The 14,449-nt window shown below is 43.5% G+C and carries 12 protein-coding genes; 2 read left to right on the forward strand and 10 right to left on the reverse strand.

Going from position 1 to position 14,449, the window contains the following annotated elements; translation table 11 throughout:
* Window positions 1-67: 67 nt before the first annotated feature.
* The 7 genes from secA to ZOBGAL_RS13945 all read right to left on the reverse strand — a co-directional run bounded on the left by secA (window position 68) and on the right by ZOBGAL_RS13945 (window position 8,478).
* Window positions 68-3,430, reverse strand: coding sequence for a preprotein translocase subunit SecA (secA, locus tag ZOBGAL_RS13920; protein ID WP_013994283.1), 3,363 nt, complete (start codon window positions 3,428-3,430; stop codon window positions 68-70).
* A gap of 195 nt (window positions 3,431-3,625) precedes the next feature.
* Window positions 3,626-3,850, reverse strand: a complete 225-nt coding sequence (locus ZOBGAL_RS13925) for a DUF2795 domain-containing protein (protein WP_013994285.1) — start codon at window positions 3,848-3,850, stop codon at window positions 3,626-3,628.
* 174 nt (window positions 3,851-4,024) lie between these two features.
* Entirely contained in the window at window positions 4,025-4,606 is a 582-nt protein-coding gene (locus tag ZOBGAL_RS13930; RefSeq protein WP_013994286.1) for a cob(I)yrinic acid a,c-diamide adenosyltransferase, read from the reverse strand.
* Window positions 4,607-4,656: 50 nt separating this feature from the next.
* Window positions 4,657-4,818, reverse strand: coding sequence for a hypothetical protein (locus ZOBGAL_RS23690; RefSeq protein WP_013994287.1), 162 nt, complete (start codon window positions 4,816-4,818; stop codon window positions 4,657-4,659).
* 27 nt (window positions 4,819-4,845) lie between these two features.
* Window positions 4,846-5,370: a hypothetical protein gene (locus tag ZOBGAL_RS13935; RefSeq protein ID WP_013994288.1), complete on the reverse strand. Its 525-nt coding sequence runs from the start codon at window positions 5,368-5,370 to the stop codon at window positions 4,846-4,848.
* A 44-nt stretch (window positions 5,371-5,414) separates the two neighbouring features.
* Window positions 5,415-7,295, reverse strand: a complete 1,881-nt coding sequence (locus ZOBGAL_RS13940) for an ABC-F family ATP-binding cassette domain-containing protein (RefSeq protein ID WP_013994289.1) — start codon at window positions 7,293-7,295, stop codon at window positions 5,415-5,417.
* 4 nt (window positions 7,296-7,299) lie between these two features.
* Window positions 7,300-8,478 carry an Lnb N-terminal periplasmic domain-containing protein gene (locus tag ZOBGAL_RS13945; protein ID WP_013994290.1) on the reverse strand — a complete coding sequence of 393 codons (1,179 nt, stop codon included), beginning with the start codon at window positions 8,476-8,478 and terminating at the stop codon, window positions 7,300-7,302.
* Between the two features lie 103 nt (window positions 8,479-8,581).
* On the opposite strand from ZOBGAL_RS13945, the gene ZOBGAL_RS13950 reads away from it, so the two are divergent.
* Window positions 8,582-9,331, forward strand: a complete 750-nt coding sequence (locus tag ZOBGAL_RS13950) for a CDP-alcohol phosphatidyltransferase family protein (RefSeq protein WP_013994291.1) — start codon at window positions 8,582-8,584, stop codon at window positions 9,329-9,331.
* On the opposite strand, the gene lptB is transcribed toward ZOBGAL_RS13950, so the two are convergent.
* The 3 genes from lptB to ZOBGAL_RS13965 form a co-directional block, all read right to left on the reverse strand.
* Window positions 9,328-10,068 (reverse strand): LPS export ABC transporter ATP-binding protein, encoded by a 741-nt coding sequence (gene lptB, locus ZOBGAL_RS13955; RefSeq protein ID WP_013994292.1) that lies wholly within the window; start codon window positions 10,066-10,068, stop codon window positions 9,328-9,330. The two genes, ZOBGAL_RS13950 and lptB, sit on opposite strands and share 4 nt — an antisense overlap.
* A gap of 90 nt (window positions 10,069-10,158) precedes the next feature.
* Window positions 10,159-11,013 (reverse strand): twin-arginine translocase subunit TatC, encoded by an 855-nt coding sequence (gene tatC / locus ZOBGAL_RS13960; protein ID WP_013994293.1) that lies wholly within the window; start codon window positions 11,011-11,013, stop codon window positions 10,159-10,161.
* Window positions 11,013-11,978 carry a KpsF/GutQ family sugar-phosphate isomerase gene (locus ZOBGAL_RS13965; protein ID WP_013994294.1) on the reverse strand — a complete coding sequence of 322 codons (966 nt, stop codon included), beginning with the start codon at window positions 11,976-11,978 and terminating at the stop codon, window positions 11,013-11,015. Before ZOBGAL_RS13965 ends, tatC begins: the two co-directional genes overlap by 1 nt.
* Window positions 11,979-12,232: 254 nt before the next feature.
* Here ZOBGAL_RS13965 and ZOBGAL_RS13970 point away from each other — a divergent pair, with 254 nt between their 5' ends.
* Window positions 12,233-14,443 (forward strand): RecQ family ATP-dependent DNA helicase, encoded by a 2,211-nt coding sequence (locus tag ZOBGAL_RS13970; protein WP_013994295.1) that lies wholly within the window; start codon window positions 12,233-12,235, stop codon window positions 14,441-14,443.
* Window positions 14,444-14,449 lie beyond the last annotated feature (6 nt).

Consider the following 14,449-nt stretch of genomic DNA (forward strand, 5'->3'; position numbering starts at 1 on the left):
GTTTATCGGACAAAAAAAACGGCAACTTATCGCTAAGTTGCCGTAGATTATGGTGTTTTGATAGGTTTTATTCTTCCGTAAGTACCCAATCGCCTTTTTCGATAAGGGGTTCCGCCTGCTTGTATTTGACGGTTTTGCTTTCGCCTGACATTACGTTTTTAATGGTAACCCTGTCGTTACGTCCAATTTTTGGCCGTTCGCGTACAATGGTTTCCGTAACCTGGGGCCGCTGTCCCTGGGTTTGTCCTGCAGCACGGTTTTGGGCCGCTAGCTCATCGCTGTTCGGAATTTCTTCCTTACTGGTCTGAAGGTTTTCCTTAGGCCTGCGAACATTTCGCTCTTCTTGGATCTGGTTGGGGTTTTCACTGGGAAGTTCACCCTTGTACAAGAAAGAAACTACTTCTTTGTTGACTTTGTCTATCATTTCCTTGAAGAGTTCAAAGGCTTCGAATTTATAGATCAACAAGGGGTCTTTCTGTTCGTGAACGGCCAATTGTACCGACTGTTTCAACTCGTCCATCTTACGCAAATGCGTTTTCCAAGAATCATCGATAATGGCCAAGGTGATGTTCTTTTCAAAATCGGTGACCAGTTCCTTTCCTTCACTTTCGTATGCGCGTTCGAGGTTGGTAACCACGTTGAGTGTTTTAATACCGTCAGTAAATGGCACTACAATACGTTCGAACTTATTGGCACTGTCTTCGTATACTTTCTTTATCACAGGGTAAGCCGTGGCCGCATTGCGTTCCATCTTGTCCTGGTAATATCTATAGGCTTCCGAATAGACTTTGTTGGCGATATCTTGTACGCTCATCTTACCGAAATCTGCTTCGGAAATCGGAGAGGTTATCGAGAAATATTTGATCAGTTCAAACTCGAAGTTCTTATAATCGTTTGCCGCCTTGTTCGTGTCGGCAATTACCTCACAGGTATCGTAGACCATATTGGCAATATCGACCTTTAAGCGCTCGCCTTGCAATGCGTGACGCCTTCTTTTGTAGACCACTTCACGCTGGGCGTTCATTACATCATCGTATTCCAAAAGACGTTTACGAACACCGAAGTTGTTTTCTTCGACTTTCTTTTGTGCGCGTTCAATCGATTTGGTCATCATGGAATGTTGAATGACCTCACCGTCTTCCAAGCCCATTTTATCCATCATTTTGGCTACACGGTCCGAACCGAAAAGACGCATCAGGTTATCTTCCAAAGACACATAGAACTGTGAACTACCAGGGTCACCTTGTCGACCGGAACGACCTCTTAACTGTCTGTCAACACGTCTTGAATCATGTCTTTCCGTACCGATGATGGCCAAGCCACCGGCTTTTTTAACTTCTTCCGTTAGCTTAATATCGGTACCACGACCTGCCATGTTGGTCGCAATGGTCACGACTCCGGGCTTACCTGCTTCGGCAACCACATCGGCTTCCTTTTTATGAAGTTTGGCGTTCAGTACGTTGTGCTCAACCTTTCTGATATGAAGCATTCGCGATAGCAACTCGGAAATCTCTACTGAAGTCGTACCGATCAATACAGGTCTACCGGCTTGTGAAAGCTTGGTGACCTCTTCGATTATAGCGTTGTATTTTTCACGTTTGGTCTTATAGATCAAATCGTTTCTGTCATCACGGGCAATTGGTCTGTTGGTAGGTATTTCCACAACATCCAACTCGTAGATTTCCCAGAATTCACCCGCTTCGGTAACGGCCGTACCGGTCATACCTGCGAGTTTGTTGTACATTCTAAAATAGTTCTGCAGGGTAACCGTGGCGAAGGTCTGTGTAAGGGCTTCGATCTTTACGTTTTCCTTTGCTTCTATGGCTTGGTGAAGTCCATCGGAATAACGACGACCGTCCATAATACGACCGGTCTGCTCGTCAACGATCATCACCTTGTTGTCCATCACTACATATTCTACATCTTTTTCAAAAAGGGTATAGGCCTTTAAGAGTTGGCTCATGGTGTGGATCCGCTCGCTCTTTACCCCAAAGTCTTTAAAGAGCTCTTCCTTAAGTTCGGCTTCTTTTTCAATATCGAGGTTTTGATTTTCAATTTTCGCTATTTCCCCTCCGATATCGGGCATGACGAAGAAATCTCGGTCTTGCTCCCCTGAGATATAGTCAACCCCTTTTTCGGTAAGTTCTATTTGATTGTTCTTTTCATCAATAACGAACAATAGGTCTTCGTCCACTTTAGGCATTTCCCTATTGTTGTCTTGCATATAGTAGTTCTCGGTTTTTTGAAGGAGTTGCTTTATACCTTCTTCGCTCAAGAACTTGATAAGGGCCTTGTTTTTTGGCAATCCCCTGTGAACACGTAACAATAAGAAGCCACCATCTTTTGTGTTGCCTTCCTGTATCAGCTTTTTGGCCTCGGCCAGCACGCCTGTAAGGTGCTGTCGTTGTTTGCTAACGATATCGGCAACCTTTGGTTTGAGTTCGTTGAATTCGTGACGGTCTCCCTCGGGTACCGGGCCTGAAATGATCAAAGGGGTACGGGCATCATCGATCAATACCGAATCTACCTCATCGACTATGGCGTAATGATGTGGTCTCTGTACCAAGTCTTTAGGGGTGTGGGCCATATTATCCCTTAGGTAGTCAAAACCGAATTCATTGTTGGTACCATAGGTAATATCGGCATTGTAAGCGGCCCTTCTACCGTCTGAATTGGGACGGTGGTGGTCGATACAGTCGACCGATAGGCCATGAAATTCAAAAATGGGAGCCATCCATGCGCTGTCCCTTTTCGCTAGATAGTCGTTTACGGTAACCAAATGTGCTCCGTGACCTGCTAGGGCATTTAGGTATAGGGGAAGGGTAGCTACCAAAGTTTTACCTTCTCCGGTATGCATTTCGGCAATTTTACCTTGGTGAAGGGCAATACCGCCGATCAACTGTACATCGTAATGTACCATGTCCCAAGTGACTTCTTTACCAGCGGCGTTCCATGAGTTTTTCCAGATCGCATGGTCACCTTCAAGGCTTACATAGTCTTTTGATCCCGATAGTTCGCGGTCAAATTCAGAAGCGATGACCTTTAGGGTTGTGTTGTTGGCAAAGCGCTTGGCCGTTTCTTTAACAACGGCGAAGGCAACCGGTAAGATTTCGTCAAGTGTTTTTTCACTTACTTTATATGCCTCTTCCTTGAGTTTGTCGATTTCGGCATATATATCTTCGTTCTTGTCAATGTCTGAGGAAGCTTTGACCTCTTCTTCGAGTTCGCTAATTTTTTTGGTGAACTCACTGATGTCTTCGGCAATTTTCTGTTTAAAGGTTCGGGTCTTCTCGCGCAACTCGTCGTGGCTTACTGCTTCCAACTCCTTTTCAAAAGACTTGATCTGTTCTACTATAGGCTGTAGCTCCTTTACGTCTTTTTCCGATTTATCACCTACAAATACTTTTAATATAGAATTTAAAAAACTCATTTTTTACTGTTTAGCATTAGACCGCTTCTTGAGATGCTATGCGCGGCAGGGCATTCCGTTAAATTACCATTTGCAGCAACCTTGCAAAAGGCATTCCAGTTTGAAGTTTGTACGCATTTTACCTAGTTGCCTGCCAAAATTACATAAAAAAAAAGCCTCGATAGAGACTTTTTTGTTTCAATTAACGTAATACTTCTAATATTCGTCTTCGTTCCAGAGATAATCTTCTTCAGTAGGGTAGTCTGGCCAGATTTCTTCGATAGATTCGTAAATCTCGCCACCCTCTTCTTCCATAGATTGCAAGTTCTCTACGACCTCTAGCGGCGCGCCGGTACGGATAGAGTAATCTATCAATTCGTCTTTTGTCGCCGGCCAGGGCGCATCACTCAAGTACGATGCTAGTTCTAATGTCCAATACATTTTAGTTGTTCGATTTTAAATTTTTGCAAAAATAATTTTTATAAACACATAGCCAAGTAATTACGGCTATTTTATCCGCTTTATTTCTCTTTTAATAGTTTGATAACGAAGAATTAAACAAATTATTAGAGAATAACAAGCTAAAGAGCGATAAATATTTTAAAATCACCGTTTTTAGCCTTTCGTTTTATCCCTAGGAATCCATTTTACTTCGTCAGCTTTTAAGGCTTTTGACAATTTTCGTGCCAGTACGAATAGGTAGTCGGAAAGTCGATTTAAAAATGACAATAATTTTTCGTCAAAAGGCTCATTTTCGAATAAAAGTGTGCTCATTCGCTCGGCCCTGCGACAGACGGTTCGGGCAATATGACAGTATGACACGGTCGTGTGTCCGCCAGGAAGTATAAAATGTGTCATTTGCGGCAGGTCGGCATCCATTGTGTCGATTTCCTTTTCTAGGAGTTCAATATCGTATGCCTCGATTTCAGGGATATTCAGCCTTTTTTTCCCGTTTTTTAGGACGGCCTTGTCGGGGTCGGTCGCCAAGACGGCCCCAATGATGAACAACCTATCTTGAATTTGGGCCAGGATCTCCTTGGTATGCGAATCTATATCTTGGTCGCGTATCAGGCCGAGCCAAGAATTCAGTTCGTCTACCGTACCATAACTCTCTATACGGATATGGTGTTTCATTACCCGTGTGCCTCCAATAAGGGCCGTGGTGCCGCTATCGCCAGTTTTGGTGTATATTTTCATGTGGGATGTATTTGCCGGTCTGTATTTTTTTTGTGGATGTCTACGGGAGCCTACTTTTGGTCTTCGTCCCTTTTTCTTTCGGCTTTCCGTTCATAGCCATCCATAAACCTCCGTGATTTTCGGTCTTTACCAATACGGCGATTGTTCATTGAAATTACGATATATATGACCGCTACGACCCCTAGAATAATATATATGGAATTATTGTACATAAATGTAATTTGTGCTAAAAATAGCGTTTAAATCCGAATCTTAAAATGCTCCTTGGCCTGTTCCCGTCTAAAAAAAACGGCGCCGCAATAAAACATATCAATGGTGACCGTTACTTTTTGATGCGCTTTTAGGGCTTCCCAGATAGCTTCATTTTGGGGTGATCCATGGGGGGCGTCACAAAAGAGCATGGTATCGTTATGTTTGGCTTTCTCATGGGATAAAAAGTCCTTTACCGAATCATAGGGGGTGTTTTTCGGCAGAACCACTATGTCGGCCGCCTCGGAAACCATTTCGATATCGGGAAAATTCTCGAGAACATGGGCTTTACATGGGCCGTCATCGCCTAGGTACATAATGCGTTCCGCGTTGAAATAGGCTGTGCTTTTTAACAAGACCTTCAGTGACTTAGACACGTGATACGGCCTTTTTTTATAGAGACATTTGGTGACGTAGGCGTATACGAAAGGGGAGTGTACCCCGTGTTGATTCGTTGCCGAGGTCAAAAATCTAAAATACTTCAACAGCTGCTGTACGGTATTGCCGGTAGTCATATTCCCTCAGTGCGGCCAGGTGCCATTTTGTTTTTGTGCAACGATCAATCTTCCATCTGTGCCGATAGTTCGAACCAACGCTCTGTCTTTGCTTCAATGGCTTCGTTGATCTCCTTGAGTTCAATCGAAAGTTTGTCGATTTCCTCGCCCGTTAGGCCAGCGTCGGCAAATTTGTCTTGTACCGTTACTTTTTTCGCTTCTAATTTTTGAATGTCCTTTTCAAGGTTTTTGTATTCTTTTTGTTCCGAATAGGAGAGTTTGCTCTTTGAACTGCTCTGTTTTTGAACGTTTTTGTTGGCCGTAGATTCTTTGATATTCGCCTTTTCCTCACGCTCTTCAAGCACCTTGCTGCTTTCATAGGAGCGGTAGTCCGAATAGTTTCCAGGGAAATCTTCGACTACGGCATTGCCCCTAAAGACAAAAAGGTGGTCTACTATTTTATCCATAAAATAACGGTCGTGGGAAACCACGATAAGACATCCGGGGAAATCCAGAAGAAAACTTTCGAGTACATTCAGGGTTACTATGTCAAGGTCGTTGGTAGGCTCATCAAGAATCAAGAAATTCGGATTTTGGATCAGAACCGTACACAAGTACAATCTTTTTCTTTCGCCACCACTGAGTTTGTCGACAAAATCGTATTGTTTTTTTCGGTCGAAGAGAAAGCGCTCCAAAAGCTGTTGGGCCGAGATCTGCTTTCCTTTTTTCAGCGGAATGAAATCGCCGAAATCGCGAATGACATCAATTACTTTTTGGCCTTCTTTGATATTGATTCCTTTCTGGGTGTAGTAACCGAATTTAATCGTGTCGCCTACTACCACCTTGCCCGAGTCGGGTTGGTCCGAGCCGGTGACAATGTTAAGAAAGGTCGATTTTCCGGTACCGTTCTTGCCGATGATCCCTACGCGTTCGCCTTTGGTGAAGTTATATTCAAACTTATCGAGTATCGGTTTGTCGGGGTAGGATTTTGAAATTTTGTGCAGCTCTAGAATTTTGCTGCCCATACGTTCCATGTTTAGTTCAAGCTGAACCTCGTGTTCTTTTCTGCGCTGGCTTGCTTTTTCCTTTATGGTCGAAAAATCGTCTATACGTGATTTTGATTTTGTGGTACGGGCCTTTGGCTGCTTGCGCATCCACTCCAGTTCTTTTTTGAAGAGACGTTCAGATTTGTGCTGTTCTACCGATTCTTGTTCGATTCGCGCCTCTTTTTTTTCTAGATAGTATGAATAGTTGCCTTTGTAAGGGTACAGTTGGCCGTTGTCGAGTTCTATGATTTCGTTACAGACCCGTTCTAAAAAATAGCGGTCGTGCGTTACCATAAACAGGCTCATGTTTTCTTTTGCGAAGTATTCTTCAAGCCATTCGATCATTTCAAGGTCCAAATGGTTGGTAGGTTCATCAAGGACCAAAAGATCGGGCTTGTTGATAAGGGCGTCGGCCAGGGCCAAACGCTTTTTTTGCCCTCCGGAGAGTAAGCCTACCTTGGCATCGAGGTCTTCTAGCTTCAGTTTGAACAGAATCTGCTTGTAAAGGGTTTCAAAATCCCAGGCGTTGAAACGGTCCATCGCTTCAAAAGCAACTTGGTATGCATCGGCATCTTCTGGGTTTTTGAGCGCTTTTTCATACGCGTGTATCACCCTTAGGATTTCGTTTTCCGAAGCAAAAATGGTTTGCTCTACGGTCAGGTTGCCGTCAAGATTGGGCTCTTGGTCCAAAAATGACACACGTATGCCCTTTCTGTAATTGACCTGACCCGAATCAGGACTGTCGAGTCCTGACATAATATTAAGTATGGAGGTCTTGCCTGTTCCGTTCTTGGCGATTAAGGCAATTTTTTGGCCCTTATTGATTCCAAAGGAAAGGTTGTTGAACAAGACACGTTCACCATATGATTTTGAAATATTCTCAACTGTAAGTAGGTTCATGCAATTATGCGATTTTTGGCTTGTGATACGACCAGAATAAAAATAAATATCGTGCGATAAGGGCGGCCCATACGGCCAATAGTAAGGGTGAAAATTCTTGGGCCCCGAACATCCAGAATACGCCGGAGGCCAGAATGAGCCCGGCCAGTAATACGGCGTATTTGGCAATCCAGTTGGGTCCCTTTTTTAAGGCGACCACAAAAGCGATGAACAAATTGAACGGAAAGGCCCATAGTAAATTGTAGTTGCCTGCGGTGGCGCTATGGTCGGTAAAGAACCATAAAAATAAGATGAGTACGCCTATAAGGCCCGTACTAAAGAACAGGATGAAATCAAGCCACCTTCTGCGCGTATTGTTCTTAAAGTCGAAATAGGTTAAAACCAATATTACGACCAGAAATACGATGAGCCATAGTTCTGGTGAAACCAAAAAGCTCGAGCCTTGATCTTGGTCTTTTGCTTCTAGTAAAACCTTGGGGCGGGCCGTTAAAGATTGACCGTTCAATTGGGCAACCTCCAGTTGCTTCAAGATGTAGTCGGGCAAGAACATATGTTCTTTAGGTGTGGCAACATCATCTATTACCGAGCCAAGGGCCAAGTCTATACCGAAACCGGCCCATGAATTGATCTTGACCTTTTGGCGTATCAGTTGGCGATGGGTGTACAGTTCGTTTAGATAGCTTTCATCAAAAACCAGGGCGTCTCCATAGACTTCCTTAAGAACGTCCCAAATTTTGGTAGCACAGTTGTTATAGAAAAAATCGTATTTGTAATCTCGGTTTTCAGGAAGGAAATTGGTTTCGAGAAAATTAAAAAGCGACTGTCGTTGGGCCAAGGTTAATTGCAATTCTTGACTTTTTACCCATCGGTTTTCGTACTCATACTCCTTTAAGAAATAGGCGAAATTTTGTCTGGCCAGGCTGTAGTCGAGTTTGCCTCGCGCGAATTTCATATAGAAATTGGGCGTAGTAAAGTCAAAGGTGCCATAGTTGTATACGGCGTTTATCCCCAAACTAGGGTCTTCAATGCGAATGGCACTATGGCCAAAGGTGGAATACAGTTCGGATCCAGGGCCACAGGTTACAACGCTTATTTTTGATAAGGGCGTCAATTCAGGTGCTTGGGCAAAGCCCAAAACCGAAAAGCCGAAAAGTAGTATGTAAAGTAATTTTTTCAAAGGCATTTCTGTTTTTGCAGAATTTTTGTTCGGCAAATATCCGAATAAATTATGGTCTGACCTGATTGATGTTAAATTGTGTTATTTTTACGCAAAAGCAAATGATAATATGAAAAAGTATATTCCCAACCTGATTACGTTGTTGAATGTTTTCTGTGGATGTGTCGCTACGGTTTTTGCGGTATCGAACCAGCTCGAAATGGCGGCGTTGTTTGTTTTTTTAGGGATTTTCTTCGATTTTTTTGATGGATTGGCCGCAAGGGTTTTGAAGGTGCAGAGCGAATTGGGGGTTCAGTTAGATTCTTTGGCCGATATGATAACCAGTGGGCTCGTTCCCGGAATTGTGATGTATCAGTTACTGGCCATGGCTATGGGAGGAGGATGGCATACGGGCGACGGTGTTTCATTTTCTTTTCTCTATTTGGCCGATTATGTTCCTTTTTTAGGATTTTTGATTACCCTAGGATCGGCCTATCGCTTGGCAAAGTTCAATATCGATGAAAACCAGGTTTCATCCTTTGTTGGGCTGCCCACTCCGGCGAATGCCCTTTTGATTCTTTCCTTGGCCTTAATATTACAGTATCAGAACAATGATGCCTTAAACGGTATTATTCTCAATCAATGGTTCTTGATTTTTATAACGGCCTTGAGTACTTATCTGTTGAATGCCAACATTCCGCTATTTGCCTTAAAGTTTAAGACATGGAGTTTTAAGGACAATGCCGTGCGCTATATTTTCTTAATCGTTAGTGCCGTGCTTTTGTTGACCTTGAAGTTTTTGGCCGTTCCTTGCATCATTGTGTTTTATGTGGTCGCCTCTTTGGTAGCAAATGTAGATGCCGTAAAGAACAGGTCTTAAAAATCGAGTTTCTTTTTACGCAATTCGAAGTTTTGCCCCAGGTAAACCTTACGTACCATTTCATCCGCGGCCAGGTCTTCGGGTATTCCCGATTTCAAGATGCCACCTTCGAACATAAGGTAGGATCTTTCGGTAATGGCCAAGGTTTCCTGAACGTTGTGGTCGGTAATGAGTATCCCGATGTTTTTGTCCTTTAGTTGGGCTACGATACGCTGAATATCCTCTACGGCCACGGGATCTACACCGGCAAAAGGTTCATCCAATAGAATGAATTTTGGGTCGGTAGCCAGTGCACGTGCTATTTCGGTACGCCTGCGTTCGCCACCCGAAAGTAAGTCGCCACGGCTTTTACGGATATGGCCCAAGCTGAACTCTTCAATAAGCGACTCCATTTTCATGAGTTGCTCTTTTTTGCTAAGCTTGGTAAGCTGTAGCACGCTAAGAATGTTCTTTTCAATACTCAGCTTCCTAAAAACGGAAGCTTCTTGCGCCAAGTAACCGATGCCGTTTTGGGCCCTCTTGTACATGGGGAAGTTGGTAATGTCGGTTCCGTCCAAATATATTTTTCCCCCGTTGGGCTTTATCAAACCGACGATCATATAAAAAGAAGTGGTTTTTCCGGCACCGTTAGGCCCGAGCAGGCCAATGATTTCCCCTTGGTTTACTTCCAAGGAAATACCCTTTACTACTTTTCGGCCCCGGTAGGCTTTCATTATATTTTCAGCTCTTAACTTCATTTTTATGGTTTCTTGTTTTAGGTTCCATCGGCCTTTGGTACATCTAATGAAGTACTAAAGAAACGGGAAACTTTTGAAACAGCCGTATATTTACGTTTTCTTTAACCCTTTTTCCTTTGCCTTTTTCTCGCGTTTGGCTTCGTTCTTCAATACTATTTTTGAGATGTAAATACTTACTTGGTATAAAATCAACACCGGTACCGCTACAATGATCTGACTGGTTACGTCTGGAGGGGTTATTACGGCGGAAAGAATCAGTACCACGACTAGGGCTATCTTTCTGTATTTTTTCAGTATTTCAGGGGTTACGATGCCTACCTTGGTTAAAAAGTAAATGATAATGGGCAGTTCAAAAAGTACCCCACAGGCTATTACCGCCGTTCTTACGGTGCTGATATACGAACTAAGGTCAAATTCATTGAGAACGATTTCACTTACTTGGTAGGTGCCCAAGAAATTGATAGATAACGGGGCTACCACGTAATAACCGAACAATACGCCCATGAAAAAAAGAAAAGAGGCAATAAAGATGAAGCCTTTGGAATGCTTTTTTTCGTTGGGATGGAGTCCCGGACTTATAAATTTCCACAGCTCGTACAGTACATAGGGGAAGCCTACAATAAAGCCGACCCAAATGGCCGTCCAGATATCGGCGGAGAACTGTCCGCCCATGGTCCGGCTCTGAATGGTGAACGGAAGCTTATCGGCACAGAAGGCCGAGTCAAAACCTAGGTAGGTAGCTATGTCACAAAACAAGCGATAGGTTGGGAAATCCATTTTAGACGGTCCGAAAATGATGGTGTCGAAAATAAATCCGCTCATCACGAACGCCCCAGTGGCTATAATGACGACGGCTAAGACCGATCGTATCAAATGCCATCGTAATTCTTCTAGGTGATCTAAAAACGACATTTCGTCGGGAGACTTCGTATTCTGCTTTGCCATTATAATATACCTTCGTTGATCAAGTTGTGCAAATGTACAACACCCATATATTTTTTACCGTCTACACCCAATAATTGTGAGATGCCCTTTTCTTGCATCAGTTCCAAGGCTTCAATGGCCAAAACGTTTACCGAAATGGTCTTGGGGTTGGAGGTCATAATATCACGCGCCGTTAGGCCGCTTATGTTATCGTATTTGTTGAGCATGCGCCTAATGTCGCCATCGGTCACGATACCTACGATGTCGTCACCTTCGGTAACCGCCGTAACGCCCAACATTTTTTCGGAGATCTCGACAATGACCTTTTTTACGTCCGCATCAATGGGTACTTGGGGTTTTTGGTTCGTGCCTACAATATCGGAAACCCTGAGGTATAACCTTTTGCCCAAAGATCCGCCAGGATGGTATTTGGCGAAATCCTTGCTGCTAAATCCTTTTATCTTTAAAAGACAGATGGCCAGGGCATCTCCCATAACCAGTTGTGCCGTGGTACTGGTCGTAGGGGCCAAATTATTAGGGCAGGCTTCCTTGGCCACATAAGTGTTGAGAACAAAGTGTGCTTCCTTGGCCAAATAAGACTCGATATTTCCCGTCATGGCTATCAGCTTGTTCGTTCCCCGTTTTATTAGGGGGACCAACATTTTAATTTCAGGAGTGCTACCACTTTTTGAGATACAGATTACCACGTCTTCTTCTTGGATAGTGCCCAAGTCACCATGAATGGCATCGCCGGCATGCATAAAAATGGCAGGTGTTCCTGTGGAGTTTAAGGTGGCTACGATTTTAGACGCGATTATGGCGCTTTTGCCAATGCCCGAAACAATGACCCTTCCTTTAGATTCAAGAATGCAATTGACGGCATCGGAGAACTGTTCGTTCAATAAAGTGCCCAAATGATTGATGGAAGCACTTTCGGTTTCTATGGTTTTTTTTGCTATCGCAAGAATAGCTTTGCTATCGTTCAAAGTGTAAAATAGGTTAAATTTGTTCTTTTTAGGGGCTTGTAAACGACAAATACCCTCATTTTGAATAAAACAATCTTAAAACACGGACGGTTTCTAAAACTTTGTTTTATATTTAAGATTACAAAATTACATAATCTTGACGTATAGCTAATTTAATACCTTAAAATATATTTTGAATAAATTAGAGTCCCCCGTAAAGAAAACTATGATTTTTGAGCAATTGAGACACAGATTCCTAAAGTTTTTTACGACATATGGCAAAAGATAAAAAAGTTTTGAAAGAAACGGATCTGCACGCCTCGTTAAAAAAACATTTCGGTTTTTCCGAATTTAAAGGTCTACAACAAGCCGTTATCACCAATATTTTAGAACGTAACAATACATTTGCCATTATGCCCACGGGCGGAGGTAAATCACTTTGTTACCAACTCCCTGCGTTAATGCAAGATGGTACCGCTATCGTGGTCTCGCCGTTGATCGCATTGATGAAGAATCAGGTAGACGCCATTAGGGGAGTGTCCGATCAGTTCGGTATTGCCCATGTACTTAATTCTTCTTTGACCAAAACAGAGGTAAGGCAGGTAAAGGAGGATATTACGAACGGTATTACCAAGTTGCTCTATGTTGCGCCCGAATCATTGACCAAAGAAGACTATATCGATTTTCTTCAGTCGGTGAAGCTTTCTTTTATCGCAGTAGACGAGGCGCATTGTATATCTGAATGGGGCCACGATTTCAGGCCCGAATACAGAAATTTGAGAACCATTGTCAACCGTTTGGACGACGATATACCCATAATAGCATTGACGGCCACGGCCACACCCAAGGTACAAGAAGATATCATTAAGAACTTGGGGATTACCGATGCACAAACCTATAAGGCTTCGTTTAACAGGCCCAATCTCTTTTATGAGGTACGGCCCAAGACGGCCAATGTAGATTCCGATATTATTCGCTTCGTAAAAAAGAATGCCGGAAAATCGGGTATTATCTACTGTTTGAGTAGAAAGCGGGTTGAGGAGTTGGCCCAGGTACTGCAGGTAAACGGCGTAAGTGCCGTACCCTACCATGCCGGTTTTGATGCCAAGACCCGTTCAAAATATCAAGATATGTTCTTGATGGAGGATGTTGATGTGGTGGTGGCAACCATAGCCTTTGGTATGGGTATTGACAAGCCCGACGTGCGCTTTGTTATACATCACGACATTCCCAAGAGTATTGAAAGTTACTATCAGGAAACCGGAAGGGCCGGAAGGGACGACGGTGAGGGCCATTGTTTGGCGTTCTACTCCTATAAGGATATAGAAAAGCTTGAAAAGTTTATGTCCAACAAGCCTGTTGCCGAACAAGAAATCGGTAATGCCCTGTTGCAAGAGGTAGTAGCCTATGCCGAAACTTCAATGTCACGCAGAAAATTCATGCTCCATTATTTTGGGGAGGAATTTGACGAGATCAACGGAGAAGGGGCAGATATGGATGATAATACGAGAAACCCCAAAGAAAAGCAAGAGGCTAAAGAGAACGTTGTCAAGCTGATCAAGGTAGTAAAGGCGACACACGAAAAATTCAAATCGAAAGAAATCGTAAGGACTCTTTTGGGTAAGGTCAACGCCCTGATTACATCCCATAAAACGGATGAAAAGCCCGAGTTCGGGAGTGGTGCGGACAAGGATAAGGGCTACTGGATGGCCTTAATTCGCCAAACCTTGGTGGCTGGCCTTTTGAAAAAGGAAATCGAACAATACGGTATTCTTCATGTGACAGAACGTGGAGAGGCCTATTTAAAGGCGCCCGAGTCGTTTATGATGACTATGGACCACGCCTATAGCAAAGAAGGTAACGATGCCATCGTTAGTGCCGCAAAAGGAGGCGTAGCTGATGAGAACCTGTTGAAGCGGTTAAAAGAATTGCGAAAGAGCCAGGCCCATAAGTTGGGAGTGCCTCCGTTCGTAGTCTTTCAAGACCCCTCCCTAGAGGATATGGCCACCAAATACCCGATTTCACAAGAAGAACTTACGAATATCTATGGGGTAGGAGAGGGCAAGGCTCGTAAATACGGAAGGCCCTTCGTTGATTTTATTTCCCGCTATGTTGAAGAGAATGAAATTATCAGGCCCGATGACCTTGTGGTGAAAAGCACAGGGGCCAACTCTGCCTTAAAACTTTACATTATACAGAATGTAGACCGCAAGCTTCCGTTAAGCGATATTGCATCGGCCAAGGGAATTGAAATTTCGCAGCTGTTAAAGGAAATGGAACAGATCGTATTCAGTGGTACCAAGTTGAATCTCGATTATTGGATCGACGAGGTGCTCGATGAAGATCAGCAGGAAGAAATCCATGACTATTTTTTAGAAGCGGAAACCGATGACCTGGAAGAGGCGATGAAGGAGTTTGATGGCGACTATGAAGACGAAGAGCTTCGCTTATACCGACTTAAATTTATTAGTGAGGTAGCGAATTGATTTTTT

Source organism: Zobellia galactanivorans (assembly GCF_000973105.1).
GTDB lineage: Bacteria > Bacteroidota > Bacteroidia > Flavobacteriales > Flavobacteriaceae > Zobellia > Zobellia galactanivorans.